The sequence below is a fragment of the Burkholderia contaminans genome (genome assembly GCF_029633825.1).
GTDB lineage: Bacteria > Pseudomonadota > Gammaproteobacteria > Burkholderiales > Burkholderiaceae > Burkholderia > Burkholderia contaminans.
Window position 1 is genome coordinate 1415678 of record NZ_CP090642.1, and the last position, 26092, is coordinate 1441769.

Annotated in this window: 23 protein-coding genes and 1 pseudogene; 12 read left to right on the top strand and 12 right to left on the bottom strand. The window is 62.8% G+C overall.

Annotated elements, in window-relative coordinates; all coding sequences use genetic code 11:
- Positions 1-57: 57 nt before the first annotated feature.
- Both LXE91_RS38475 and LXE91_RS38480 read right to left on the bottom strand, forming a co-directional pair.
- Positions 58-1200, bottom strand: coding sequence for an acyl-CoA dehydrogenase family protein (locus tag LXE91_RS38475; RefSeq protein WP_039341340.1), 1143 nt, complete (start codon positions 1198-1200; stop codon positions 58-60).
- A gap of 370 nt (positions 1201-1570) precedes the next feature.
- Positions 1571-2884: an MFS transporter gene (locus LXE91_RS38480; protein ID WP_039341342.1), complete on the bottom strand. Its 1314-nt coding sequence runs from the start codon at positions 2882-2884 to the stop codon at positions 1571-1573.
- Positions 2885-3074: 190 nt separating this feature from the next.
- Between LXE91_RS38480 and LXE91_RS38485 the strand changes: the two genes are divergently transcribed.
- Positions 3075-3275 (top strand): hypothetical protein, encoded by a 201-nt coding sequence (locus LXE91_RS38485; protein ID WP_135370832.1) that lies wholly within the window; start codon positions 3075-3077, stop codon positions 3273-3275.
- Here LXE91_RS38485 and LXE91_RS38490 read toward each other — a convergent pair.
- The 3 genes from LXE91_RS38490 to LXE91_RS38500 form a co-directional block, all read right to left on the bottom strand.
- Positions 3265-4179 carry a LysR family transcriptional regulator gene (locus LXE91_RS38490; protein ID WP_039341344.1) on the bottom strand — a complete coding sequence of 305 codons (915 nt, stop codon included), beginning with the start codon at positions 4177-4179 and terminating at the stop codon, positions 3265-3267. The genes LXE91_RS38485 and LXE91_RS38490 overlap by 11 nt on opposite strands.
- Positions 4180-4404: 225 nt before the next feature.
- Positions 4405-5658 (bottom strand): CaiB/BaiF CoA transferase family protein, encoded by a 1254-nt coding sequence (locus LXE91_RS38495; protein ID WP_039341348.1) that lies wholly within the window; start codon positions 5656-5658, stop codon positions 4405-4407.
- A 42-nt stretch (positions 5659-5700) separates the two neighbouring features.
- Positions 5701-6861, bottom strand: a complete 1161-nt coding sequence (locus LXE91_RS38500) for a CaiB/BaiF CoA transferase family protein (RefSeq protein WP_039341351.1) — start codon at positions 6859-6861, stop codon at positions 5701-5703.
- Positions 6862-7399: 538 nt separating this feature from the next.
- Here LXE91_RS38500 and LXE91_RS38505 point away from each other — a divergent pair.
- The 7 genes from LXE91_RS38505 (at position 7400) to LXE91_RS38535 (ending at position 14301) form a co-directional block, all read left to right on the top strand.
- Positions 7400-8200, top strand: a complete 801-nt coding sequence (locus LXE91_RS38505) for an SDR family NAD(P)-dependent oxidoreductase (RefSeq protein ID WP_172625614.1) — start codon at positions 7400-7402, stop codon at positions 8198-8200.
- Between the two features lie 111 nt (positions 8201-8311).
- Positions 8312-9367, top strand: a complete 1056-nt coding sequence (locus LXE91_RS38510; RefSeq protein ID WP_039341354.1) for a zinc-dependent alcohol dehydrogenase family protein — start codon at positions 8312-8314, stop codon at positions 9365-9367.
- A 65-nt stretch (positions 9368-9432) separates the two neighbouring features.
- On the top strand, positions 9433-10893 hold the full coding sequence (locus LXE91_RS38515) for an aldehyde dehydrogenase (protein WP_039341357.1): 1461 nt from the start codon (positions 9433-9435) through the stop codon (positions 10891-10893).
- A gap of 254 nt (positions 10894-11147) precedes the next feature.
- Positions 11148-11657 (top strand): MerR family transcriptional regulator, encoded by a 510-nt coding sequence (locus tag LXE91_RS38520; RefSeq protein ID WP_039341359.1) that lies wholly within the window; start codon positions 11148-11150, stop codon positions 11655-11657.
- Between the two features lie 2 nt (positions 11658-11659).
- Positions 11660-13210 (top strand): MFS transporter, encoded by a 1551-nt coding sequence (locus tag LXE91_RS38525; protein ID WP_046196857.1) that lies wholly within the window; start codon positions 11660-11662, stop codon positions 13208-13210.
- A gap of 207 nt (positions 13211-13417) precedes the next feature.
- Complete coding sequence (locus LXE91_RS38530) at positions 13418-13882, top strand: alpha/beta fold hydrolase (protein ID WP_223274489.1); 465 nt, start codon at positions 13418-13420, stop codon at positions 13880-13882.
- Complete coding sequence (locus tag LXE91_RS38535; protein ID WP_223274490.1) at positions 13822-14301, top strand: alpha/beta fold hydrolase; 480 nt, start codon at positions 13822-13824, stop codon at positions 14299-14301. Before LXE91_RS38530 ends, LXE91_RS38535 begins: the two co-directional genes overlap by 61 nt.
- 87 nt (positions 14302-14388) lie before the next feature.
- Here the strand turns inward: LXE91_RS38535 and LXE91_RS38540 are convergent, their stop codons facing one another.
- The 3 genes from LXE91_RS38540 to LXE91_RS38550 form a co-directional block, all read right to left on the bottom strand.
- On the bottom strand, positions 14389-15102 hold the full coding sequence (locus LXE91_RS38540; protein ID WP_082139488.1) for a nitroreductase: 714 nt from the start codon (positions 15100-15102) through the stop codon (positions 14389-14391).
- A 79-nt stretch (positions 15103-15181) separates the two neighbouring features.
- Entirely contained in the window at positions 15182-16474 is a 1293-nt protein-coding gene (locus LXE91_RS38545) for an acetyl-CoA hydrolase/transferase family protein (RefSeq protein WP_082139489.1), read from the bottom strand.
- 433 nt (positions 16475-16907) lie between these two features.
- Positions 16908-17837, bottom strand: coding sequence for a LysR family transcriptional regulator (locus LXE91_RS38550; protein WP_039341361.1), 930 nt, complete (start codon positions 17835-17837; stop codon positions 16908-16910).
- A gap of 112 nt (positions 17838-17949) precedes the next feature.
- Here LXE91_RS38550 and LXE91_RS38555 point away from each other — a divergent pair, with 112 nt between their 5' ends.
- On the top strand, positions 17950-19122 hold the full coding sequence (locus LXE91_RS38555; protein ID WP_039341364.1) for an acyl-CoA dehydrogenase family protein: 1173 nt from the start codon (positions 17950-17952) through the stop codon (positions 19120-19122).
- Positions 19123-19201: 79 nt separating this feature from the next.
- On the top strand, positions 19202-20059 hold the full coding sequence (locus LXE91_RS38560) for an HTD2 family dehydratase (protein ID WP_039341367.1): 858 nt from the start codon (positions 19202-19204) through the stop codon (positions 20057-20059).
- Positions 20060-20163: 104 nt separating this feature from the next.
- On the opposite strand, the pseudogene LXE91_RS38565 reads toward LXE91_RS38560, so the two are convergent.
- The 4 genes and pseudogenes from LXE91_RS38565 to LXE91_RS38580 form a co-directional block, all read right to left on the bottom strand.
- Positions 20164-21836: pseudogene (locus LXE91_RS38565) on the bottom strand (electron transfer flavoprotein-ubiquinone oxidoreductase).
- A gap of 143 nt (positions 21837-21979) precedes the next feature.
- A complete protein-coding gene (locus LXE91_RS38570; RefSeq protein ID WP_039346720.1) occupies positions 21980-22807 on the bottom strand; it encodes an HpcH/HpaI aldolase/citrate lyase family protein in 828 nt (275 codons plus the stop codon).
- Between the two features lie 250 nt (positions 22808-23057).
- Positions 23058-23903, bottom strand: a complete 846-nt coding sequence (locus LXE91_RS38575) for an enoyl-CoA hydratase/isomerase family protein (RefSeq protein ID WP_039346718.1) — start codon at positions 23901-23903, stop codon at positions 23058-23060.
- Between the two features lie 12 nt (positions 23904-23915).
- On the bottom strand, positions 23916-24056 hold the full coding sequence (locus tag LXE91_RS38580) for an SDR family oxidoreductase (RefSeq protein ID WP_113976530.1): 141 nt from the start codon (positions 24054-24056) through the stop codon (positions 23916-23918).
- Between the two features lie 316 nt (positions 24057-24372).
- Here LXE91_RS38580 and LXE91_RS38585 point away from each other — a divergent pair, with 316 nt between their 5' ends.
- Together LXE91_RS38585 and LXE91_RS38590 are read left to right on the top strand one after the other, a co-directional pair.
- On the top strand, positions 24373-25122 hold the full coding sequence (locus LXE91_RS38585; protein WP_039346716.1) for an electron transfer flavoprotein subunit beta/FixA family protein: 750 nt from the start codon (positions 24373-24375) through the stop codon (positions 25120-25122).
- 16 nt (positions 25123-25138) lie between these two features.
- A complete protein-coding gene (locus LXE91_RS38590) occupies positions 25139-26071 on the top strand; it encodes an electron transfer flavoprotein subunit alpha/FixB family protein (RefSeq protein WP_046543620.1) in 933 nt (310 codons plus the stop codon).
- Positions 26072-26092: the final 21 nt, after the last annotated feature.

Here is a 26092-nt window from a genome sequence, read left to right on the forward strand (position 1 = left end):
CGGGGTAACGGCGCGCGGTCCTGCCCGCGCGCTCCGTTCGGATGAAGCGATACGACGTTACTGGCGCATCGATTTCGCGATGATCGTGCGCTGGATCTGCGACGTGCCACCGCCGATCGTCGATTGAATGCTTTCGCGCAGGTAGCGCTCCATGTCGGCTTCCGGCAGGTTGGCGTAGCCACCCAGGATCTGCATGCCGGCGAGCGCGCACTCCTTCAGCGTCTCGGACCCATACAGCTTCGCCATCGACACCTCGCGGCTGCACGGCACATGGTCCGCCGCCATCCGCGCCGCGCGATAGCAGAGCAGGCGCGCCGCGTCGACCTTCGTCTGGCAGTCGGCGAGCAGGTGGCGAATCACCTGGAAGTCGTACAGTTGATGGTCGAACTGGATACGGTCGTGCGCGTAGCGCGTTGCCGTCGTCACTGCCTGCTGGGCGTTACCCGTATAAGCGGCGGCCACCGCGCAGCGCTCGAGCTCGAGGTGTTCGGTGATGATCTTCCAGCCCTGCCCTTCCTCGCCCAGCAGCGCGTCGCCCGGCACACGCACCTCGTCGAGGAAGATCTCGGTCGTACCGGTCGCGTGACGCGAGAGCGTCGGCAGCTTGTTGATCACCATCCCCGGCGTGTTGTTCGGGATCAGCAGCACCGACAGGCCCTTGTGCTTGTCGTCGGTACTCGTGCGCACCAGCATCGCGATCACGGTGTCCTTCGCCGCCGCGCCGCTGCACCACAGCTTCTGGCCGCTGACGATCCAGTCGCCGTTGGTGTCGCGGCGGGCGCGCGTCTTCGTGTTCGCCGCATCGGAACCGGCATCGGGCTCGGAAATCGACACGGAGAAGCGGATCTTGCCGTCGATGAACGGCTGCACGTATTTTTTCTTCTGTTCGGGCGTGCCGAACTTGATGATGTTCATCGCGGTGAACGTCGGCACGAGCACCGAGCACGCGAAGTCGAAGCCGAACTTGCCGAGGCCTTCGGCCATCAGCGAGTAGTCGAAAATGTCGCCGCCCGAGCCGCCCTCGGCTTCCGGAATCAGGATGCCAAGCCACCCTTGCTTCGCGATCTTTTCGTACGCCTCGTACGGGTAGTCGCGATTCATGTCGCACTTGCGCACGTATTCGACGGTGATCTCGTTGTCCATGAACTTGTTCACGGTGTCGAGCCACATCGTTTGCGATTCGTCGAGAAAGTTTGCCATTTGTCTTCGCTCCAGTTGTGTGGCGTCTGCTCGCGCATCGGCCTTGTTCGTCATGACCTTCAGGTTAGGGCCACGTCGGAAGCGATCCAACTGGTCATTTTCGAAGCGGCAATTCGAAAATGGCGAAGACGGTAAGCGACACCTTCGCGTCGGGCGATCTGCTTCGAGGGACGGTCATGTTCGATCGCGTGAGGCCGCCGCGCGCTCCAAATGAAACGTGCCCGACGTTCCTGTTTTGGAATCGTCGGGCACGGTCGCGATCATTCCGGCGTCGGTGCGCTACCGAGCATGCACCTGTCGCCGAGCATGCAGTCGACGGGGCGCGCATACGCCGCCGTGCGTGGCCGCGCGTCGAGACGGCAACGTCGGATCAGGCCTTCGCCAACGACACGTCCACACGCGTCTTTTTCGGTATTTGGGTCACCATGATGGCGGCAATCACGGACGGAATCGCGAACACGTAGAAATTCCACTGATGTCCCAGGGTCGACCCGACAACCCACCCACCGATCATCGGCCCCAGCACCGAGCCGATCCGCCCCAGACCTTGGGCTGTGCCGATGGCTGAGCCGCGGCAGGATGCGGGGAAGTACGCGGCAATGTAGCCGTAGCCGAGCGTTGTCGATCCGATCGAACCCAGACCTGAACCGAACACGGCGAGCATCAACCAGATGTAATCCGGCTTCTGGCTCATGACCAGCAACGAAATTGCGCAAATGGCAAAAAGGGAAATCAGTATCTTGCGGGATCCGAAACGATCGGCCAGCCACGCGCCACACAGATTGCCCACGGCGGCGCCGAATTGCATCACCAGAAGAAACTGCAGCGACGATCCGAGCGGATACCCGGCCTTGCGCATCAGCGTCGGAAGCCAGACATTCATTCCATAGACGACGATCTGGCCACAGAAACACACGACCGCGAACAGCAGCACCGCGGACCGCCAGTCCGACGACATCGCGAGCTTGAAGCCGCGCAGTTCGCTGGATGCGGATTGAAGCTGACGCTGGCTGGCGCTGTCAGCCAGGACACGCTCGAAGTCGATCGAATAGCGGGTCGCCAGTTCTCGCGCTTCGTCCATTCGATTGCTGTCGACCAGAAAATTGACCGACTCCGGCAGGAAAAAATACATGACCGGCAGGATGACGACGTACACCGCGCCGGCGGCATAGAGCACCCGCCATCCGTGACTCTGCAGCAACGACATCGCCAGCAGCGCACACACGACGCCGCCGATCGCATAGCCCGTCAGCGCGAGTGCGCTATACAGCTGGCGGCGATTGCGAGGCGCGTACTCGATACTCAGTGCCACCGACGAAGGCACCACACTCCCCAACCCGATGCCCGTGAGGAAACGGGCAAAACCCAGTTGCGTCGGGGAATGAGCCACTGCGCATAGCAGCGAACCGATGGAAAACCAGAGCACGCCGGCCATGATCAGTTTCCGGCGGCCGATGCGATCGGACAGGGAGCCGGCGCCGAACAGGCCCAGCATCAGCCCGGCCAGTGTCCAGCTCCCGATCATTCCCGCACCGGATGCGCTCAACCCCCATCCGGGCTCCGCGAACAGGGACGACACCGTTGCGCCGTAGACGATGAGATCGTAACCGTCGACGGCGATCGTTAGAAAGCACAAGACGACTACGAACAGGCTGCTGCGAGTCCGAATGGATGATGCGTTCACGTTGTCTCCTTTTTACTCACGAATTCCCGTTCACGACCGGGTTTTTTTATCTTCTCGCCCACTATAGGGATGCGAAATTTATCGACCAAGTGACGGATTTCGAAGCGGCAATTCGGCGGATTCGAATCAACTTTCGTGTGATCAAAAGCGCCGTGCGCGCGAGGCGCGACAGGTATAAGGCAACGTGCCGATGGACGAATTCATCGATCTTGTCGACGGTCGCGACGATGCCGCCCAGACGACACGGCTTATTGAAGGGAATGCTTTATTCAGCGGTGTGGGGGATATTGCCGGGCAAATCGTGAGGGGACATCGCACGAACGGCACAGCACGCCGCACCGCGCGAGTGTCGGTGCTGCGTGTCATTGGAACCGCCGCTATCAGTCAGTGAACCGGGCAACGAACGCCCTCGTTGCTGCCGTCAGTGAATCGCCACGCCTCGTCCCGATGCAGAGCCGGCGCAATGCCCATGGTTCGTCCAGCGCCACGAGCGTTACCTTGTTGAGATCCTCGACCGGCAGCATGCTCTCGGGCTGGATCATCACGCCCAGCCCCGCCTTGACCAGGCTGCGTGCCGCCTCGATCGTGCTGACCCGATACTTCACATCCAGTTCGCGTCCCAGCGCGGCGGCTGCATTTCGCAGCTGGGTCATCATCGAAGTCGTCGCCGAGATGCCGATCACGTTCTGCTCGAGGAGATCCTTCGTCGTGACGCTGGCGCGCTCCCCGAGGCCATGCCCTTTCGGCACGACGGCAACGAGACGGTCGGTACGATACTCGATGATCTCCAGCGCATTCCGGTCGATGTCGTCGGTGGCATAGAACATCGCCACGTCGGCCTTGCCGGCCACGACGGCACCGACCACGTTGGTATTTGCGTCCTCTTGCAACTCGATGTCGACGAAGGGAAAGTCCCGCGTGAACTCGGCGATCTCGCGCGCCAGAAACTGGACGATGATCGTGCTGGTGGAGCCGATGCGGATATGACCGCGTACGCCTTCGGTGAACTCGGCCACCTCGCGCCGCATCACGTCGAGATTCTCGAACAGCAAACGCACGTGACGGGCCAGCACCTCGCCGGCAGCGCTCGGGACCATGCCGGTCGGCAATCGCTCGAACAGGTCGATGCCCGCAATCTCTTCGAGATCCTGGATCCGCCTCGTCGCAGCTGACGGCGTGATGTTCTCCCTCACCGCCGCGCGTCGCATCTGCTGCTCCTCCACGACGGTGAGAAACAACCGCAACGTGAAAAGGTCGACGCGTCTCGTCAGATTGTGGAGACTGAGCCCGGCCATGTCCTCTCCTTGGTCTTCTCGCTCGGCTGGATTGCTGAAATGAGCCATAGAGACTAAGCCGGGGGGGATCGGGCGTCAATTGGGAGTCGAAGAAGAGGCGACCGGGACAGCCTCGGCGATATCGGTCATATCCCCAGGGGAGTCGAGAAGCAGAGGTCGCCCCGACATTGTGCGGCGCATGAGACGATCCGTGCGAAGCGGGCACGCGCCATCGGTTTACCGGATTCAGATCACGTTCATTTCCCGCAATTTTCCGATTTCACCGTCGTCCATACCCAACCACTCGTGCAGGACGTTCGCGTTGTGCTCGCCCAGACGCGGCGGCGTCTTGGCTTCCGGTTCCGGAACATCCGACATCTTGACCGGGTTGCCGGCCACCTGAATGGGGCCCCATACCGGGTCGTCGAGCGTCATGAGCATCTTGCGTGCAGCAACGTGCGGACATTCGAACAGGTCTGGCACGTCGTTCACGTTGGCGCAAGGCACGCCGCCCGCGCGCAGCTCGGCCAGTGCCGTTTCGCGTGATCGATCCGCGAGCCATGCGTCGATCTCGACATTCAGGTCGTCCAGATGCTGCTTGCGCAACATGCCATCGGCAAATCTCGGATCGTCCGGCAGGTTCGGGCGGCCGATGACTTCCGCGAACCGTTTCCAGATGTGTTCGCCCAGTACCGCGATGACGATATACCCGTCTTTCGCACGATAGGTTCCGAACGGCGCGGTGACTGCGTGCACACCGGGGGGCGATGTCCGCTTCGTTGCCGAATACATCGCGACGGAGATTTCGTTCAGGATCAACGACGCATCGACCATCGAGATGTCGATTTTTTTGCCCTTGCCCGTCGTATGCCGATGCAGGAGCGCAAGCACGACGCCATAGAGCGCCAGGATCCCGCACTCGATATCGGCGAGCGAGAAGCCCAGATAGGTCGGTCGGTCGTCGCTCCGCTCGGGACGATACATCAGCCCGCTCATCGCCTGTCCAACGATATCGAACGCCGGGAAGTCACCGTACGGACTGGGCAGTATGTCGTCGTGTCCGAACCCGGAAATGGCGCCGTAGATCAAGCGTGGATTGATCTTGCTCAGGTCCGCATACCCGAGCCCCATCCGGTCCATCACGTTCGGCCGCAGATTCTCGATCACGACATCGGCTTGCGCGGCGAGTTCGGTGAAGATGCGCCGGCCTTCCGGGTGCTTGAGATCGAGCGTGACACTCTTCTTGTTTCGATTCGCCCGTAAAAAGGCGAGGCCGCTCGGCTTGCCGTCCGCGTCCTTTTTGACAGGATTCGTGCTACGGGAAAAATCGCCGCCCTCGCGCGTCTCGATCTTGACGACTTCCGCGCCGGCATCCGCCAACCACATCGAAGCAAACGGCGCCGCGATGAAGTTTTCGACGGTGAGTACCCGAATGCCGGCCAACGGCCGATCGGCACCTATCTTCGTTCCGACACGCGAATCATGAATTGTCTCCTCCATCACATCTCCTTTTCATTCATCTTTGGAATCGTCCACGCGCGCTCACCGAATCGCCTCTCGATTGCGCAGCGCATCAATCTCATGTTGGGCAAACCCCCAGTCGAGCAACGCTTCGTCCGTATGCTCGCCGATCCGGGCGGGGGGCCGCTGGATCGCACCTGGCGTGCGGCTGAAGCGCGGTGCCGGGCCGGGCTGTACCACGCCGGCCACTTCCTGAAACGTTGCTCGTGCGACGTTGTGCGGATGCTTCGGTGCTTCCGTCAATGAGAGCACCGGCGCAATGCACACGTTGGTTCCGGCTGCGAGGTTGCACCACTCGTCCCGGGTCTTCTGCCTGAATATCTCGGCAAAGCGTGCGCGCAGCAGCGGCCATCCGTCCGTGTCGTGCTGCTTCGGAAGCGCTTCGTCGGCCACGCCGAGCAGGGTCAGCGTCTCGCGATAAAAGCGCGGCTCGTTGGATGCGAGCGATACGTAGCGGCCGTCGCTCGTTTCATAGACCTGATACCAGGGCGCGCCTGAATCCAGCCGATTCGAGCCTCGCCGGTCGATCCATGCGTTGCCGGCATGCATCCCGTATATCAGGGTCATCAGCGACGCGGAGCCGTCGACCATAGCCGCGTCGACCACCTGCCCCTGTCCGGAGCTCCGGGCCTCGAGCATCGCACTGACGACCCCCAGCGCAAGATAAAGCGAGCCGCCGCCAAAATCTCCGACGAGATTGAGCGGTGGCACCGGCGGGCCGTTTTCGGAGCCGATGGAATGGAGCGCGCCGGTCAATCCGATGTAGTTGAGGTCATGGCCGGGCGCGTCTGCGAGCGGGCCGTCCTGCCCCCAGCCCGTCATGCGGCCGTAGACGACCTTCGGATTGACCGCGAGACAGTCGTCCGGGCCAACGCCAAGCCGTTCGGCCACACCGGGACGAAAACCCTCGATGACGGCGTCTGCGCCCTCGACAAGGCGCAAGATCACCTCGACTGCCGCGCCATTCTTCAGATCCATCGCGATCGAGCGGCGGCTACGACGCAACAGGTCGAACCGGCTTTCCAGCAAAACACCGCTGTCCGACGGCACGATACGGTCGATTCGCAATACGTCGGCGCCGAGATCGGCTAGCAGCATGGCGCAGAACGGCAACGGTCCGATGCCGCCGATCTCGACCACCTTGAGACCCGCCAACGGGCCTTGGCCTTTGCAGCGTTGCAAATTTGTCTCCGATTTTTTTTGCGGGATCGAGTATCGCTACCCCGCCTCTTGTATCCGAGCCACTGCCTGCCTCGGAAAGCGACGCACCATGCGCGTCGGCAATTTGCCGGGGCTACTCGTTGCCGAACGAAGCCCGCCAGCTCGGTCAATCCTAGGGGCGCCCACCGCCTCGTACAAATGCAGATTCGCGAAAGCGGCGTTGCGGTTTCGCGAACGCGGTGCCGCACTGCCAGTTGAGAGCAACTCGAGTTTCACGCGTCGATCGACGAGTCAGACAGCCATTCGTCTGCCATGCCGGGGCTCGACGAAAGCCGGATTCGAAAATAAGCAACTCCGCATTCGAAAAACGTCACTCGAATTACCGCCGCTCCGTACCTACTATTGCCCAGGCAGATATACGGCGCGCCGCGGAGGTTATTGACCTTTCGCCGCCAGACTTCTCGATCCGCCAGCCGGATTCGCACGAATTGCAATGTCGTGCGAATCCGACCGACAGGCGAGCTCGAACGAACTTCTCCATGATTTGAAGGCAATTTCGATGAGCAGTCTTGAAGGGAAAGTAGCCATCGTCACCGGCGGCACCGGTGGGATCGGCAAAGGCATCGCGTTGCAGCTCGCAGCGCGCGGCGCCACAGTCGTGATCAGCGGGCGAAATGCAGCGAAGGCAGAGTCGGTCCTCGCCGAGCTCCGGCAGGCTGGCGGCATTGCGGATTTCCTGTCGGGAGACGTGCGATCGAAAGACGATATGGACGCGTTAGCCGCGGAGACCGCCCGCCGCCATGGCGGCATCGACATTGTCGTCGCCAATGCCGGCGGCAATGACGACGAGGCGCGGTCTCCCCAGGTTCGAGGCGCATTCGCCAATATCGACCTCGCACGCGTTGCGGCGCTGGTTGCCGAGAATACGGCCGCCAAGCTCTTTCCGGTGCAGGCTGCGTTGCCGTACATGCGCCCTCGTGGCGGCGGCAGCGTGATCTTCGTGACGTCGGAAGGCGGCCGGGTCCCCACCCCGGGCCAAACGGCCGTTTCGACATTTGCCGGCGGCCTGATTCGCGCCAGCAAAGTCATCGCCAAGGAACTGGCGCGCGACAAGATCCGGGTCAACTGCGTTTGCGTGACGGTGGTGCGCGACAGCCCATCGTGGGACGCCGTGTTCGGTGCCGACAGCAAGGTATCGGAACAACACCGCAAACAATACGAAAAGGTCGTCGCCGGCTGCCCGCTCGGTGTTGCGGCGCCGACGGATATCGGCCAGGTCGTCGCGTTCCTGGCATCGGACGAATCAGCCTACCTGACAGGTGCAACGCTGAGTCCGACGGGCGGCCTGACCATTCATTGATCGCGCCACGGGTCGTGCGTGAGCTCACAGCGCCGGCATCGGAACATTGACGCCTCGCGCAAGCGCTGCACCGCTCGCACCGAGCCTACGCACCAGATTTGGAGAACTATCATGCGCGGCATGGTCTTTCAGGGAAATTGCAAGGTCGACCTCCTCAACTTCGACGATCCCGTTCCGGGATACGGCGAAGCAGTCATCGAAATGAAGGCGTCCGGCATGTGCGGGACCGACCTTCACTATTACCGCCACGGGATGGCGGAATCGTTGAGCATGCTAGGCATGCGCGACCGGATGGAATCCGACCAGGTCATCGGCGGTCATGAACCGTGCGGCGTCGTGGCCGCGGTCGGCCCGGGCGTCGATCCCGCAACGTTCCGGGTCGGCGACCGGGTCATGGTCTTTCATTACGCGGGTTGCAGCTGCTGCGACCACTGCCGGACAGGCTGGACCCAACTGTGCGATCGCGGCGCGCGCATCTACGGCGTGCTGAGTCACGGCGGGCATGCGAACTACATGAAGGTACCGGTATCGTCCCTGGTCCATCTGCCGCAGGAAGTGTCGTTCAAGGGCGGTGCGGCCATCTCGTGCGGCACCGGCACGGCATACGGCGCGCTGCTGCGTCTGGATATCAGCGCGCGTGACACGCTTGCCGTCTATGGCCTCGGCCCTGTCGGCCTCTCCACCGCTCAACTCGCCGCCGCAATGGGTATCGAGGTGATCGGCATCGACATCAACCCGAGTCGCGTCGAGCGCTCGAAGGCATTCGGCGTCACGCATGGCATCGACGCCAGCAAGGTCGACCCGGTCGAGGAGATCCACAAGCTGACGGGCGGAAAAGGCGTGTCCTGTGCAGTCGAATGTGCCGGTGGTGAACTGCCGCGCGCGCAGGCGATTCGCAGCACGAAAGTATGGGGGCGTGTCGTTCTCGTCGCGGTCGGCGGGAACCTGACCATCGATGCAATGAAAGACCTGATCGGCAAGCAAAGAACGCTGATCGGCTCCTTCACCTTCTCCGAAGTCGGCATGAAGGACTGTGCCCACTTCATCGCCGATCACGGTGTCGAGGTAGACAAGCTCTTTACCGAAGAGTGGCGTCTCGAGCAAGCCGGTGAAGCCTACGCACACTTCAACCAACAAACGAGTGGCAAGGGCGTCATCGTATTTTGACGGCACGCACACCCGTGCCGTCCGGAATTTGGAAAGCGCCGTCGAAGACGGCCATGGAGAATTAGATGACCAAGAGAACGATCGACCTCAAGCATCCCCGAGAGTTCTACATCGGCGGGCAATGGGTGGCACCGTCCACCGCCGAAACGTTCGATGTGCTCGACTGCGCGACGGAAGAAGTCGTGGCGACCGTGGCAAAAGCCGCGTCGGCCGACATGCAGCGTGCAATCACCGCGGCGCGTGACGCATTCGACAACGGCCCGTGGCCCCGCATGACGCCGCAGGAACGCGCGGTCTATCTCGAGAAGTTCGCGGAACGGCTGGAAGCGCTGAACGACGATTTCGCGCGCATCTGGTCGATCGAGACCGGGATCGTGTACAAGATCGCCCAGCCGCGTATCGGGCTGTTCATCAGCGGCGCATTTCGCCAGTACGCAGCAATGGCGTCGACCTTCCCGTTCGTCGAGGAGCACCGGTCGGTTACCGGCAATCTCGGCTATCGCGTCTACGAGCCGGTCGGCGTCGTCGGGGAAATCATTCCGTGGAACGGTCCTGCCGGGTTGATGGCGTACAAGACCGCGCCGGCGCTACTCGCAGGTTGCACACTGGTGATCAAGTCGTCGCCCGAAGCGCCCTGCTCGGCCTACCTGTTCGCCGAGATCTGCGAAGAAATCGGTTTGCCGCCCGGCGTGATCAATGTCGTGACGGCCGATCGGGACGTATCCGAGGAGCTGGTTCGCCATCCCGGCGTCGACAAGATCACGTTCACGGGATCGACAGGCGCCGGCCGCCGGATCGCTTCCATTGCCGGCGATCGCGTCGCGCGCGTCACGCTCGAACTCGGCGGCAAATCGCCCGCCGTCATCCTCGATGATTTCGATGTCGAAGCTGCGGCAAACATCCTCGGGCCGTCCTATTTCGGCTACAACACCGGGCAGATCTGCCACAGCCTGACGCGAGTGATCGTGCCTCGTGCGAAGCACGATGCGATGGTCGAGGCATTGTCGAACATCGCCAAACAGATCGTCGTCGGCGATCCTTTTGCGCCGGAGACGACCTCCGGCCCGCTTGCGAGCGCACGGCAACGCGAAACCGTCGAGCGATTCGTTGCAAAGGGTATCGCAGAAGGTGCAACGTTGGCAGCCGGCGGCAAACGGCCGGCTGGGCTGCAGCGCGGGTTCTTCTTCGAGCCGACGGTATTCGGCAACGTGGACAACCGTTCGACGATCGCTCAGGACGAGATCTTCGGCCCGGTATTGAGCGTCATTCCCGCCGACGACGAAGCCAGCGCGATCCGGATGGCGAACGACACCCCGTTTGGCCTGAATGCCGCGGTGTTCACGAACGATAGCGCCCGTGCGTTGCACGTGGCACGCCAGATCCGCTCGGGGACGGTCGGCCACAATGGCCCGCGCACCGATTTTTCGATCGGCTTCGGCGGATTCAAGCAGTCCGGCATCGGGCGTGAAGGCGGCGTCGAAGGGCTGACCGCGTTCATGGAATCGAAGACCATCGTCATGGCTTGACGGACCGGCCGTTCCCGCTCGGATCGCACATCTATACGGGTAACAGAATCGATGGGTAGCGCGGCTCCCGGATTCCGCGTGGCGGATCGACCGCGCTCCTCTCGACACGCCAGTTCGACTCAGCGAAGCGCCGACGGAATGTCGGCGCTTCATTTTCGCCCAACCTGTACGCATACGTTGACGTTCCATGCAGCGCCCACACGCGCCGCGTGAATCCGTATGCGCGGGCAACTGCCCTCCCCCTCTTTCATTCGATGCAAGCCAGGAATTCACCACTCGTCGCGATACGCGAGGCCGCCCGGCAGCTGGCCGTGACGCCCCGCACCCTGAAGTATTACGAGGAACTCGGCCTGGTGATTCCAGCCAGGAGCAACGGAAGGTACCGGCTCTACAGCGTCGCCGATCTGGACAAGCTCGGACGGATCCTGCGACTGCGCTCCCTCGGGTTCTCGCTCCACGGCATCACCGAAATGCTCAAGCAGCCACTGGCGATCGAGGCCGACGGCCGCAGGCAGTATTCCGCCGAGTCGTTGCACGAGATCTCGTCAGGTCTTGCCGAGCAGATCACCCGCCTGAACGCCCGGATCGTGCAGGTCCGACGTGAATTGAAAGACGCAGAGACACTGCGCAACGAGCTGAACGATGACCTCGAGTACTTGCGGCGACGACTCGCCGGTACCCCTGCGGAAGTGCTCGAAGGTGAACGTCTCGCCGCTCGCGAGCGTCGTTCGGCCTCGTCCGGGTCTGGCAACGGAGAATCGTGATCATGGCGTTCTCCCGCGCACGGTCGCTGACGTACCGTCATCTTCGTCACGACCTTTTTCCATGGGCCATCGCGTTGTCGGTCGGACTCGACTACTTCGACAATACCGCTTTCTCGTTTTTCAGCAGCTACGTGGCCGGCGGGATCAACGTACCTCCGGACGAACTGGTGTGGTCCTCGTCTGCATATGCAGTCGCCTCGGTACTGGGCATTCTTCAACAGCAATGGTTGATCGAGCGAATCGGGTTCCGCCGATACCTCAGCGGCTGCCTGCTGATGTTCGCGATCGGCTCACTGGCGGCATCGCTCAGCGTTACATCATTTCAACTAGCGACGGCACGAGGCTTTCAGGCCTATTTCATCGGGCCGATGCTCGGTACGTGCCGGATTCTCTTGCAGACCGGCTTCTCGCCCAAGAATCGCCCGCCGGCGACGCGCCTGTTCCTGACAATCATCCTGTTGGCGAGCGCCCTTGCGCCGCTAGTCGGTGGCGTGCTCATTGCGAACTTTGGCTGGCATGCGCTCTTTCTCTGCACGACGGTCGCCGGGCTCGCACTGGCCGTATTCGCGTTCCTGGTCGTCCCGCATATCGGCAAACGCCAACCGGCACTGCGCAGCGACACGCATCTCTGGCCCTACCTGATTTTCGCGCTCGCGCTCGGTGCGCTGCAGATCGTCGCTCAGCAGGTCCGCTTCGAGCTGTTCAGCACGTCGCCGATACTGTTGCTCCTTACCGCAGCGGGCCTGCTCGCGCTCGGTTGGGTGGCCTGGCAGCAATGGAACCACCCCAAACCGCTTATTCGGTTGAGCGCATTGCGAGAAGGCCCCTTCAGAGTCGCCATCGTGCTCTATGCGTTCTACTACTACATCACGAATGCAATCGGCTATCTGATATCGAGATTGCTCGAAGGCGGGCTCGGCTACCCGGTGGAGAATGCGGGCCGAATCGTCGGATTCACGTCGCTGTCGTCGATCGTCGTGGCGTTCTTGTATTTCCGATACGCGAAGTTCGTGACGCGCAAGAAGCTGTTGATCGTTCCGGGATTCCTGATGGCTACGTTCATCGCCGTGTGGTTTATCCACCTCCCGCCCGATGTGAGTGTGTCGTGGCTCCTGGCACCGCTGATCGTGCGCGGCTTCCTGTTGATGTTCATCGCTCTGCCGAACGGAAACGTCGCGTTCCAGATTTTCCCGGATCACGAATTTACGCACGGCTACCGACTGAAGAATATCGTCAAGCAGCTTGCATACTCGCTATCGACCGCGTCCATCATCATCCTGGATCAGCACCGCCTCGCGCTCCATCAAACCCGCCTGGCGGAGTTTGCAACCCCTTACAACCCGGTCTTCGAGAACGCGCTGCAGTCGATGGCTCATGCGTTCGCCGAGCGCGGCATGAATACCGCGCAGGCCGAAGGTGCGGCCCTCGGAGAATTCGCGCGCATGGCAGCGCATCAGGCGAGCTTCATGAGCGTACTGGACTGCTTCTACGTGATTGCAATCATTTCCCTGGCCGGCGCCGTCATTGCACTCGTTCAGCGTCAGATAAAGTGACGCAGGCGTGACCGCAGTACGGAACGTTCCGCGCGCCAAGATTGACGCAACTTTCCACGGCGTCAAACTTACAGAGTGCTCGGCGATCACGATGGGCAATAGCAGTCGATCCGGATCCCGGGCCGAGAACGCGGGATCCGGGCGCCTCGATAGCTCACGATGCCTGATCGGTGGCGAATGGTTACGTAATGCTGAAGCGGTGCAATCATGACGATTTCGATGAAAGAGGAAACCTGCCCTTCGTGCTCGAAGGGCAGGACTCACACCTGGACAAGTGCTGACGGCCTGAGGCTCGCCGGCGAATCGTGGGGCGACCCGCTCGGCGCACCCGTCATCCTGCTGCACAGCAGCGGGCAAACGCGTCATGCGTGGAGCGGAATCGGCCACGCGCTCGGCGCGGCCGGCTTTCATGCCGTTGCTTTCGACGCAAGAGGCCATGGTGAATCGGATTGGTCGCCGACCGGCAACTACAGTCAGATCGCGATGGTCCGCGATCTCGAACGCGTCGCGACGCTCTTCGACGGCCGACGACCGATGCTTGTCGGCGCCGGCCTGGGAGGTGGCACGAGCTTGCTCGCAGTCGGGGAAGGCTTTCTTGATGCAGCGTACTGGTGCTCGTCAACATTGCGCCGTGTGTCGAGCCGCACGGTGTCGTCCGTCTGCAGTCGCTGATGCGTCGGCCGGACGGGTTCGAATCTCCCGACGAAGCCGTCGACGCGATCAGGCGGTATCGCCGGAATCCAAAAAATGGGTTCGTTTCAAGCAACGTGAGCCGCAGCCTGCGTCACGACGGAGACGGAAGATATCGCTGGAACTGGGATCCGCATTTTCTCGCGTGGCCCCGCGACCTGGATCGACGCCACGCACGCTATTCCGCGTGTGCGCGAAGGCTCAAGCTGCCGACGTTGCTGGTGCGCGGCGGCAATTCCGACATCGTCAGCGAAGCGGGCGTGCACGAATTCCTCAAACTCTGCCCCCATGCCGAGTACGTCAACGTTGCTGCCGCCGGGCACATGGTGGCTGGCGATCGCAACGACGTCTTCGGAGAGGTTGCAGCGCAGTTCCTCGGTCGCCACATCCACCCCGTCTAGCTAGCGCTGTCGGGTTGTCATCGAATCGGCTCAGCAGGTCGAGCCGTCACATGCGGCCAAAATCGAGGCAGGCGAACGCGTCACTGCTCAGACCATCCGCATCACGTCCTTCGTCGCTGCCCGGGTGGAGCGAAATCCGTTGGCGGGATGCGCCAGATCGGCGTAACCGAATCCGATGCCGCAAACGAACTTCCGCTCGTCTCCGATCCCGAAATATTTTCGAATGAAGCCCGCATGGTTTGCGAGTGCCGCCTGGGGCGTCGTGGCAACGTCATAGGCGCGAGCCGCCAGCAGGAACGACGCGACGAATGCCCCGCTGTCGACGGCTGCGTACTGTCCGAGTTCGGCGGGCATCGTCAGGATCGCCACGTGAGGCGCACCAAACAGCCGGAAGTTCTCCGCAGCCTGCCTGGCACGAGCGACGCGGTCTTCGCGGTCGATACCGAGCGCCTCGTAAAGGGCATATCCGATTTCGCGGCGACGTTCGCCATAGACACCGGGGTACTCGGCCGGAAACGGTATATCGGAATCGATCTCGGTATGCCGCGCGGCATGGTCGACCAGTGCAGCACGGAACCGATCAGTCGTCTCGCGGGATGTCACCACCACGTGCCATGGCTGCACATTGCACCACGACGCAGAACGTTTAGCGATGTCGACGATGCTGCCGATCACACTCGCCGGAACGGCGTCCGGCAAATAGGCGCGACAAGTAAATCGTGACGATGACAAACGATGGATCGTTTCCACGTCTGCCATGGTCCGTTCATTCAACAGCGAGCGATTGGCGCGCTTCTGCATGATGTGTTTCTCCTTCCATTGCTCCGCTATCGACGGCGCGCCTCGACTCAATCCGGCACGTCGCCCGTGGTCGCGTCATTCAGCTGCCCGGATGGGCTTCGCGTGCGAGTCGTTCGCGATGATCGGGGTGTGCGACTGCAATCATCTTCGGAATGCGCTGGGCGAGAGACAGGCCACGCAGATCGGCAATCCCGTATTCGGTCACGATCACGCATCCGTCGCTTCTCGGTATCGTGACCGGCCCCGACAATCGTGTCACGATCCGGCTATGCCGCCCGGCGGTTGACGGCAGCGCGACGATAGGAACGCCTCCATGGCTGAGCTGTGCCGCGCGCAGGAAGTCGCCGACACCGCCGACGGCGCCGACGTACGTGTCGCCAACCATCTCGGCGTTGATCTGCCCGGTCAGGTCCACCTCCACTGCCGAATTGATCGCGACGAATCGGTCGATCCCACGGAGCACCTCCGGGTTATGCGTATATTCAGTACCGCGCAACTCGAGCGCGGGATTCCGATGCGCGAAGCGACGTACCCGCGCGGAACCGATGATGACCCCACCGATCGTGACCCCCGTGTCGATCGACTTCTTCGCGTTCGTGACGACACCGGCCTCGCAGAGCATTGCAACACCATCGCCGATACTTCCCGAATGCACGCCGAGGTCGCGCTTGCCCCGCAATTCCGCCATCACTGCATCGGGAATCGAGCCGATACCTGTCTGCAGCGTCGCGCCGTCCTCGACGAGCGATGCGACATGCCGACCGATTGCCTGCTCGACCGGCCCGGGTTCCGTGACGGGCGCCTCGGGGAACACCGCGTCGGATGCCACCAACAAATCGATATCGTCAGCCCGAAGATACGGTCCACCATGAGTCCACGGAACGTCCGGATGCACCTCGGCGACGATCGCGCGCGCGTGCTTCACCGCCTCGACCAGATACTCGCGCGCAAGTCCGAGGCTGTAGCGTCCCAGGTCGTCCGGCGGCGGGACCTGAAGCATCACGACATCTATCCGCAACCCGCCAGAACGGATCAACCCCGGCAGCTGGGAGTAATGGACAGGAAGAATGTCGAGCACGCCCGCGCGGGCCAGCTTTCGGTTCGATCCGCTCCCGCAGTACGCGAGAAAGTCGAACGCGTCGGCATGCTCGGGGGCAAGTACGTCGGCGAGGCCGATACCGAGGAAGATACGGATCCGCTTCAGATGCTCACGCTGGGCAACGAGCGCGCGCATCAGCGTGACCGGCTCAGCGTGTGACTGGCCCCACATCACGGTGTCACCAGGTCGAACGATGGCGGAAAGCGCTTCGCAACGGCCAGCCTTGCCGGCATCGTGCGAAGACGCCGAAATCGAGGGTTCAGCGTGATTCATACGCGACGAAATCGAAAGTCACGAAGGCCCGGATCCGACGCTGCTCACTGCGTTCGGAACGGTCTATGTGGAATGGGGTAGTCGGCACGCCACCGCGACATGCAAGCTGCTTCTACGAGCAGGTAAATGGGGCCGTCGGGTCCGCTACAGCAGGACTCGAGAGCAGGCTGTGGCGGCAAAGGTGTTCTGTATCGATTGCAGCACTGCCATCGGGACGCGTCAACGCGATCTCGGCCCACGTTCCGTACTTTGGTGTGCGTTGTATCGAGCGCGCGAGGCGACCGCCGCCACTGCTGCTGCCGTTTCAGTGAGGATCGTGCGCAGTCGCAAGCAACACAATACCCGTCCAGACTCCACGCTCGACCAACTTCGTGATCAGTTCGGCTGATGATCCGCCGCATCGCCAACGTCGCCGTCATTTTGAACTGACCTCTTAGCCTAGCCAGCGCGCATCGGGCCAGTCGCCCTGGTCGAACGTCGCCTTCACGCAATCGAGCAGCACACCGACCACGCAGCGCACCGGCGCCGTGGCCTGCCGGCTGCTGGGCGCCGCGAGCACGATCGTGCGCCGGACGCCCGGCGACGCGAGCGGCGCCGCGCTCAGGGTGCCGCGCTCGACCTCCTGTGTCACGCCGACGGCCGGCAGGATCGTCCAGCCGTGGCCTTGCGCGACCAGTTCCTTCTGCACGCTCAGCGCATTGGTTTCGGCGAACACCTGCAACGTCACGCCTGCCTCGGCCGCCGCGTGCTCGATCGCCGCCCGCAGGCCCTGCGGCGCGGCAGGCAGGATGAACGGCTCGCGCGCGACCCGCTCGAGCGACACCGGCCGCTTGCGCGACAGCTTGGCCGACGGCGCCGCGACGGCCCACAGACTTTCGTCGATCAACGCCTTGACGTGCAGCGCGGGCGTCCCCTTCTGCCCGTACAGCAGCGCCGCATCGACATCCCCTGCTTCGAGCCAGTCCTGCAGGTGGCCCGCGTAGCCGATCGTGAGCCGCAGGCGGATGTGCGGGTAGCGCCGTGCCACCTCGCCCACCAGCCGCGTGGCCAGCAGGTCCGACGTGCTGGCCAGCAGCCCGATGCTCACGATGCCCGCCACCGGCCCCTCGGTCGGCTGGATCTCGGCCTTGGCCCGCGCCACCTCGTTGAGGATGCGGCGCGCGTATTCGAGCATCGTCTTGCCCGACGGCGTGAGCTGCATGCCGTGGCGGCTACGGTCGAACAGTTCCGTCCCCATGTCCTCCTCGAGCAGGCGCAGCTGCCGCGACACCGCCGGCTGCACGAGATTCAACAGGCTCGATGCCCGGGTGACGTTGCCCGTTTCGGCCACGGTGACGAACGCACGCAATTGCTTGAGATCCATCGCGGATACCTCGATACCAAAAACTGATTCGACGATCAGGAAATTCTATTGTTTAAGAGATCCATCAAAACTTATTATGGACTCAACCCATGCCAATGACGAGACACGATTCATGAGCGCCTCCGTTTTCTCCGCCCCCGACCAGTACCAGGAAATCCGCGACGCGGTACGCGGCCTGTGCAATCAGTTTCCGGCCGACTACCACCGCAAGATCGACGAGGCGCGCGGCTACCCCGAAGCGTTCGTCACGGCCCTCACGCAGGCCGGCTGGCTGGCCGCGCTGATTCCGCAGGAATACGGCGGCCCGGGGCTGTCGATGGCCGAGGCGTCGGTCATCATGGAAGAGATCAACCGCTCCGGCGGCAATTCGGGCGCGTGCCACGGCCAGATGTACGTGATGAACACCATCGTGTTCAGCGGCACCGAAGCGCAGAAGCAGCGCTACCTGCCACGCATCGCGGCGGGCGAACTGCGCGTGCAGTCGATGGGCGTGACCGAGCCCACCACCGGCAGCGACACCACCAAGCTCAAGACCACGGCCGTGAAGAAGGACGGCCGCTGGGTCGTCAACGGCCAGAAGGTGTGGATCTCGCGGGTTCAGCACAGCGACCTGCTGATCCTGCTCGCGCGCACCACGCCGCTCGACCAGGTGCAGAAGAAGAGCGACGGGCTGTCGTGCTTCATCGTCGAGCTGGACAAGGCGATCGGCAACGGCCTCACGGTGCGCCCCATCCTCAACATGGTCAACCACGAGACCAACGAGCTGTTCTTCGACAACCTGGAGCTGCCGGAAGACGCGCTACTCGGCACCGAAGGCAAGGGGCTGAAGGTGATCTTCGACGGCCTGAACGCCGAGCGCACGCTGATCGCGGCCGAGTGCATCGGCGACGGCTACTGGTTTCTCGAGAAAGCGCGCGACTACGCAAGCGAGCGCAAGGTGTTCGGCCGCCCGATCGGGCAGAACCAGGGTATCCAGTTCCCGCTCGCCGAATCGTTCATCGAGCTGGAGGCCGCGAACCTGATGCGCTGGCGCGCCTGCGAGAAGATCGACGCGCGCCAGAATGCCGGCGTCGAGGCCAACATGGCCAAGTACCTGGCCGCGAAAGCCAGCTGGGAAGCGGCCAATGCTTGCCTGCAGACGCACGGCGGCTTCGGTTTCGCCTGCGAATACGACGTGGAGCGCAAGTTCCGCGAAACGCGCCTGTACCAGGTCGCGCCGATTTCCACCAACATGATCCTCGGGCATGTGGCCGAGCACGTGCTGCAGCTTCCCCGTTCCTACTGATTCCCGATGCGGTTGTGTTGGGGCTGACCTACGGGGCCGGTAGCTTTTGCGACGCTTCCATCTTCGAACACGAAACGACATGAGTCTCGAGTCTCTCGAATCCTTCGACGCGTGGGTCGGCCGCAGCGAAGACCATACGGACCGGATTACCCAGGCCCCCGTCCGTCTGCTGCGGGCGACACTGGACTACGCGAACCCCTCCGAATTACCCGCGACGCTGCCGCCGCTTTGGCACTGGCTGTACTTCCTGCCGGGCGAGCGACAGTCGAACATCGGCGTCGACGGTCACCCGCAGCGCGGCGGCTTCCTGCCGCCCGTCACGCTGCCGCGCCGCATGTGGGCCGGCGGACGGCTGCAGTTCCTGCGCCCGCTGGCCGTCGATGCACCCGTGCAGCGCCGCTCCACGATCCTCAGCGTGCAGAGTAAATCCGGCCGCAGCGGCCGGCTGGTGTTCGTCACCGTGCTGCACGAAACGAGCGACGCCGAGGGCGTGGCCATCCGCGAAGAACAGGACATCGTGTATCGCGATGCGCCGCCCCCCACCGCAGCCGGCGAACCGGCGCCTCAACCGGCACCGGCGCCGACCGACGAAGAGTATTCGCGCGTCGTCACGCCCGATCCGGTGCTGCTGATGCGCTTTTCCTCGCTCACCTTCAACGGCCACCGGATCCACTACGACCGGCCCTACGCGATGCAGGAAGAAGGCTATCCGGGCCTCGTGGTACACGGTCCGCTGATCGCGATGCTGCTGCTGGAGGAACTGCGCCGCACGCACCCAGGCAAGACCGTTCGCCGCTTCGAGTTCAAGGCTGTGAGCCCGCTGTTCGACACCGCGCCGTTCACGTTGAACGGCAAGCTCGAAGGACATGCCGCCCGCCTGTGGGCGCGGGGCCCGCACGGGCAACTGGCGATGCAGGCCAGCGCCGAACTGGAATAACGATCCAATCGTGCAAGCTCGAACAGGCCCGTGAGCGAGATGGCCGTCGTCACACTCGCTTTGATCAAACAAAAAAGCGCGCTCGTGGCGGCGCGCTCCGGCCATTACATGTTCGGGTAGTTCGGCCCGCCGCCGCCTTCCGGCGTGACCCACACGATGTTCTGCGTCGGGTCCTTGATGTCGCAGGTCTTGCAGTGCACGCAGTTCTGCGCGTTGATCACCAGGCGGTCGCTGCCGTCGTCGTTCTTCACGAATTCGTACACGGCTGCCGGGCAGAAGCGCCCCTCCGGCCCCGCGTACGTGCGCAGGTTCACGTTCACCGGCACGCTCGCGTCCTTCAGCGTCAGGTGCGCCGGCTGGTTCTCCTCGTGGTTCGTGTTCGAGATGAACACCGACGAGAGGCGGTCGAACGTCAGCTTGCCGTCCGGCTTCGGATACTCGATCGGCTGGCATTGCGACGCCGGCTTCAGCATCTCGTGGTCCGCATGCTTGTGGTGCAGCGTCCACGGCACGTTGCCGCCCATCACCTTCTGCTCGAGCCCGACCATCAGCGTGCCGAGGTACAGCCCCTTGGCCATCCACTGCTTGAAGTTGCGCGCGCGGTACAGCTCCGTGTACAGCCACGACTGCTTGAAGGCGTCCGGGTACGCGTTGAGCTCGTCCGACTGGCGGCCGGCCTGCACCGCGTCGAACGCGGCGTCGGCCGCCAGCATGCCGGTCTTGATCGCCGCGTGGCTGCCCTTGATCCGCGATGCGTTCAGGAAGCCTGCGTCGTCGCCGATCAGCGCGCCGCCCGGGAACACCGTCTTCGGCAGCGACAGCAGGCCGCCGGCCGTGATCGCACGCGCGCCGTACGACACGCGCTTGCCGCCTTCCAGGAATGCGCGGATCGACGGATGCGTCTTGTAGCGCTGGAATTCCTCGAACGGCGACAGGTACGGGTTCGTGTAGCCGAGGCCCACCACGAAGCCGACCACGACCTGGTTGTTGTCCATGTGATACAGGAACGAGCCGCCGTACGTATCCGACTTCAGCGGCCAGCCGGCCGTGTGGATCACGAGGCCCGGCTTGTAGCTTGGCCGGGTCGATTTCCCTAGTTCCTGATGCCGATCCCGTACGCCTGCGGATCGGCGTTCGCGTCCAGCTTGAATTTCGAGATCAGCTGGCGGCCGAGGTGGCCGCGGCAGCCTTCGGCGAACAGCGTGTACTTCGCGTGCAGCTCCATGCCGAGCTGGAAGTTCTCGGTCGGCTCGCCGTCCTTGCCCACGCCCATGTTGCCGGTCGCGACACCCTTCACCGAGCCGTCGTCGTTATAGAGAATCTCGGCAGCCGGGAAGCCGGGGAAGATCTCCACACCGAGCGCCTCGGCCTGCTGTCCAAGCCAGCGCGTGACGTTGCCCAGCGAAATCACGTAGTTGCCGTGATTCTGGAAGTTGGCGGGCAGCGCCCAGTTGGGCGTGGTGACCGCGCTCTTCTCGGACAGGAACAGGAAGCGGTCTTCCGTCACCTCGACGTCGAGCGGTGCGCCGCGTTCCTTCCAGTCGGGGAACAGCTCGTTGATCGCGCGCGGGTCCATCACCGCGCCCGACAGGATGTGCGCGCCGATCTCGGAACCCTTCTCGAGCACGCACACGCCGATCTCGGTGCCTTTTTCGGCGGCCAGCTGCTTGAGCCGGATCGCCGCCGACAGCCCGGCGGGGCCGCCGCCGACGATCACGACGTCGTATTCCATCGATTCGCGCGGGCCGTACTGCTCGATGAGACTGGTTTGGGACATGTGCTGATTAAAATCAGGTAGAAGCGACGGATTCCCATCGCAGGTTGAACTCGGCTTCGTCGTCACGACCAGCCGACCTTTTTCATTCGCTCACTGCGCGACCGCGTTCCTACACCCGGTCGATCGGTAAGCGGAGTCGGTGATCACGACTGCTTCGCGGCTGCAATCGCGAGCACACGCTGCGCGCGCAGCAGAACAGGACGATCGACCATCTTGCCGTCTACCGTGATCACGCCACCGTCCGACTGCGCCATCGCGTCGACAATACGTGTTGCCCACGCCAGCTCCTGCGCATCAGGTCGATAACAAGCATGAACGGCCGCAATCTGCTTCGGATGGATACACAGCTTTGCGCCAAAACCCTGGCGCTTGCCGTTCAACGCGTCAGCCGTCAGCCGCTCGACATCGTTGACATCGGGAGTGACGCCATCGATCGGCTGTTCAAGTCCCACGACGCGCGAAATGAGCGCAAGCTGTGCACGATACGGATTCAATGCGTCGCGGTCGTCCTGCATCCCCATTTCCGCGATGAAATCCAGCGTCCCGAACATCAATCGTTTCACGTTCGGCGCCTTCGCGATCTCGAGAGCCGAGAACATGCCGGCAGCCGTTTCAACGAGTGGAAATATCGGAACCTTGCGGCGTGCGCGCGACGCGACTTCGATCACGTCGGAAGCACTTTCTACCTTTGGCACTACGACGCCGGCAACACCATCGAGCGCTGCAAGCTTCGCGTCCTCTTCAAACCACGGCGTCCCACGACCGTTGATCCGTACCAGAACGGGATGAGTGCGCGACAGCCAGGCCGTCAGAGTTGCACGCGCATCCTCCTTGGCCCTTGGCTCGACCGCGTCTTCGAGATCGACGATGACGGCATCGGCACCGCTCGACAACGCGTTCTGGAAGCGCTCCGGGCGGTTGCCGGGTACGAACAGATACGACTGTGCCGAAAAGGAAATATTGAACGCCATTTCAGTTTCCTGAAGCAGAGAATAGATCACGGGTCACGTACGCAGAAAACGCTTGTGCAATGGCTGGTTCGCGTCCGCGATCGGTACGATCCCGGTGATCGGTATCTCGCCGATCAGACTTCACCAAACCTCACACATGACACCAGCGCTGTTCTACCGAGTGATGCCGAACGGAACGAGCCGGCGCGCGGCATTCGCATGTGAGATACCGAGGTTTGCAAGGCCCGTTTCCATTCGCCGATCTTTCGGCTTACACGCTCCGCGTCGGAGACACCGGCGTTTCGAGGGGGAATTCCGGCGCGCGCTTCTCGCGGAACGACTTCACGCCTTCGCGTACTTCGGCCCCGCCGAACCCGAGCATCTCCAGTGCCAGCGACGCGTCGAAAGTCGGCCCAGCCTGGCGCAGCCAGTTGTTGAGCGCATATTTGGTCCAGCGTGTCGCCGACGGCGCACCGTTCACGAGCCGCACTGCGATCGACAATGCCGTCTCCTGAACGTCGGCATCGTCTACCGCGACGGATACCAGCCCGATTTGCTCGGCCTTCTCGCCATTCACGGGTTCGCACAGCATCAGGTGATATTTGGCCTTGGCCATGCCGCAAAGCAGCGGCCAGATGATCGCTGCGTGATCGCCGGCTGCGACGCCGAGCCGCGTATGACCGTCCACCAGGCGTGCCGATCGGCCGGCCACCGAAATATCCGCGAGCAGCGCCGCCACGAGCCCCGCGCCTACCGCCGAGCCATGGATCGCGGAGACGATCGGCTTCGAACAGTTGATGATGTTGTAGACGAGATCCTTGGATTCGCGCCAAACGCGCACCCGCGCGTCGAACGAATCGATCATTTCCTCGACCATGTCGAAGTCGCCACCTGCCGAGAATGCCTTGCCTGCACCGCACAGAATCACGGCGGCGACACTCGGATCCTCGTCGACGTCTCTCCACACTCGCGCCAATTCATCGTGACCGCGCGCGTCGAGCGCGTTGAGCCGCTCAGGACGGTTGAGCGTAATGCGTAAGACCCCCTTCGCGGGTCGATCGAACGCAAGACTCGAATACGACGCGTATACGGATGTCTCCTGATCGCTCTCTGACATGATTCTTCCTTTCTATGTTTGACTGACCGAGCCGCGCGACGTGGTCCCGCAGTCCACCGTGACAGTCGTTTCGGACGTATAGCCGGACTTGTCGGATGCAAGGAATACGAACAGCTCCGCGATCTCGTCGACAGTCCCAGCGCGACCATCCATCCGAACGAAGCCGACGCGGTTTCCGCATGCGCTGGGCTTTGATCCCAATCGTGTGCGCGGCGTCTGGAAGCGTCAACGCACGACCAGGTGTTGTTCCGTACGTCGGAATAACCACAACGCAGATTTTCGTCTGTGCCGCGCCATCCGGCACGTATTGTCAATTCCACGAGCTCCTCGCGGTTTCCGAAGTACGGAATCATTGAACCGCCGGTGTTGACCTGACCATGGCAGAACCGACACTGTTGACGCTACGCCAGTGCGGCAGATTATTCCGTGCAGTGAGTGCTGGATTGTTGATTGGAAAAGGAGACGCAAAGTGAAGGTATTGGTCCCGGTCAAGCGCGTCGTCGACGCGAACGTGAAGGTCGGCGTGAAATCCGACCAATCGGGCGTCGACATTGGGAACGTGAAGATGTCGATGAACCCGTTCGACGAAATCGCGGTGGAAGAAGCGGTGCGCCTGAAGGAAGCGGGCGTGGCGACCGAAGTGATCGCCGTATCGGTAGGCGTCGCGCAGGCGCAGGAAACGCTGCGTACGGCGCTGGCAATCGGCGCGGATCGCGCGATCCTCGTCGAATCGAACGATGGCGTCGAGCCGCTGGGCGTCGCGAAGATCCTGAAGGCGCTGGTCGACAAAGAGCAGCCGCAGTTGGTGATCCTCGGCAAGCAGGCGATCGACGACGATTCGAACCAGACTGGCCAGATGCTGGCGGCGCTGGCAGGCCTGCCGCAAGCGACTTTCGCATCGAAGGTGACGATCGCCGACGGCCGCGCGACCGTCGCACGCGAAGTCGACGGCGGCGCGGAAACGCTGTCGCTTCAACTGCCCGCCGTCATCACCACGGATCTGCGCCTGAACGAACCGCGCTACGTGACGCTGCCGAACATCATGAAGGCGAAGAAGAAGCCGCTCGACACGGTGAAGCCGGAAGATCTCGGTGTCGATGTGAAGCCACGCCTGAAAGTGCTCAAGGTGGCCGAACCGCCGAAGCGCACAGCCGGCGTGAAGGTACCGGACGTGAAGACGCTGGTCGAGAAGCTGAAGACCGAAGCCAAGGTGCTGTAAGAGGGAGCGGAAAGAAATGACGATTCTGGTGATTGCAGAACACGACAACGCGTCGATCAAGGCCGCGACGTTGAACACGGTGGCGGCGGCGGCGAAGATTGGCGGCGACATTCACGTGCTGGTCGCGGGCCACAATGCGCAAGCGGCTGCTGACGCAGCAGCGAAGATCGCAGGTGTGTCGAAGGTCCTCCTGGCCGACGCGCCGCAACTCGAAGCGGGCCTGGCGGAAAACGTCGAGGCGACCGCGCTGAACATCGCGAAGGACTACTCGCACATCCTCGCGCCGGCGACGGCCTACGGCAAGAACATCGCCCCGCGTATCGCCGCGAAGCTGGACGTCGCGCAGATCTCGGACATCACGGCAGTTGACAGCGCGGACACGTTCGAGCGCCCGATCTACGCGGGCAACGCGATCGCGACGGTGCAGTCGAGCGACCCGATCAAGGTCATCACGGTGCGTGCGACGGGTTTCGATCCAGTAGCGGCCGAAGGTGGCAGCGCAGCAGTCGAGAAGATCGAGGCGGCGGCCGACGTAGGCAAGTCGCAGTTCGTGAGCCGTGAAGTGACGAAGCTGGACCGTCCGGAACTGACGAGCGCGAAGATCATCGTGTCGGGCGGCCGCGGTCTGGGCAGCGGCGAGAATTACACGAAGGTGCTGGAGCCGCTGGCGGACAAGCTGTCAGCAGCACTCGGCGCTTCGCGCGCGGCAGTCGACGCAGGCTACGTGCCGAACGACTATCAGGTCGGCCAGACCGGCAAGATCGTCGCACCGCAGCTGTACATCGCGGTAGGCATCTCGGGTGCGATCCAGCACCTGGCCGGCATGAAGGATTCGAAGGTGATCGTCGCGATCAACAAGGATCCGGAAGCGCCGATCTTCAGCGTGGCCGACTATGGCCTCGTCGGCGATCTGTTCTCGCTCGTGCCGGAGCTCGTGAGCGAACTGTAAAACCATCGCCCCTGCGATGCC

Coding starts and splice junctions, on each gene's coding strand:
- LXE91_RS38540 (WP_082139488.1), bottom strand. CDS start 15,102: ATGCAGAAGCGCGCCAATCGCTCGCTGTTGAATGAACGGACCATGGCA.
- LXE91_RS38475 (WP_039341340.1), bottom strand. CDS start 1,200: ATGGCAAACTTTCTCGACGAATCGCAAACGATGTGGCTCGACACCGTG.
- LXE91_RS38510 (WP_039341354.1), top strand. CDS start 8,312: ATGCGCGGCATGGTCTTTCAGGGAAATTGCAAGGTCGACCTCCTCAAC.
- LXE91_RS38505 (WP_172625614.1), top strand. CDS start 7,400: ATGAGCAGTCTTGAAGGGAAAGTAGCCATCGTCACCGGCGGCACCGGT.
- LXE91_RS38560 (WP_039341367.1), top strand. CDS start 19,202: ATGAGTCTCGAGTCTCTCGAATCCTTCGACGCGTGGGTCGGCCGCAGC.
- LXE91_RS38580 (WP_113976530.1), bottom strand. CDS start 24,056: ATGGATGGTCGCGCTGGGACTGTCGACGAGATCGCGGAGCTGTTCGTA.
- LXE91_RS38525 (WP_046196857.1), top strand. CDS start 11,660: ATGGCGTTCTCCCGCGCACGGTCGCTGACGTACCGTCATCTTCGTCAC.
- LXE91_RS38555 (WP_039341364.1), top strand. CDS start 17,950: ATGAGCGCCTCCGTTTTCTCCGCCCCCGACCAGTACCAGGAAATCCGC.
- LXE91_RS38520 (WP_039341359.1), top strand. CDS start 11,148: ATGCAAGCCAGGAATTCACCACTCGTCGCGATACGCGAGGCCGCCCGG.
- LXE91_RS38515 (WP_039341357.1), top strand. CDS start 9,433: ATGACCAAGAGAACGATCGACCTCAAGCATCCCCGAGAGTTCTACATC.
- LXE91_RS38530 (WP_223274489.1), top strand. CDS start 13,418: ATGACGATTTCGATGAAAGAGGAAACCTGCCCTTCGTGCTCGAAGGGC.
- LXE91_RS38495 (WP_039341348.1), bottom strand. CDS start 5,658: ATGGAGGAGACAATTCATGATTCGCGTGTCGGAACGAAGATAGGTGCC.
- LXE91_RS38570 (WP_039346720.1), bottom strand. CDS start 22,807: ATGGCGTTCAATATTTCCTTTTCGGCACAGTCGTATCTGTTCGTACCC.
- LXE91_RS38545 (WP_082139489.1), bottom strand. CDS start 16,474: ATGAATCACGCTGAACCCTCGATTTCGGCGTCTTCGCACGATGCCGGC.
- LXE91_RS38485 (WP_135370832.1), top strand. CDS start 3,075: ATGGACGAATTCATCGATCTTGTCGACGGTCGCGACGATGCCGCCCAG.
- LXE91_RS38490 (WP_039341344.1), bottom strand. CDS start 4,179: ATGGCCGGGCTCAGTCTCCACAATCTGACGAGACGCGTCGACCTTTTC.
- LXE91_RS38575 (WP_039346718.1), bottom strand. CDS start 23,903: ATGTCAGAGAGCGATCAGGAGACATCCGTATACGCGTCGTATTCGAGT.
- LXE91_RS38590 (WP_046543620.1), top strand. CDS start 25,139: ATGACGATTCTGGTGATTGCAGAACACGACAACGCGTCGATCAAGGCC.
- LXE91_RS38550 (WP_039341361.1), bottom strand. CDS start 17,837: ATGGATCTCAAGCAATTGCGTGCGTTCGTCACCGTGGCCGAAACGGGC.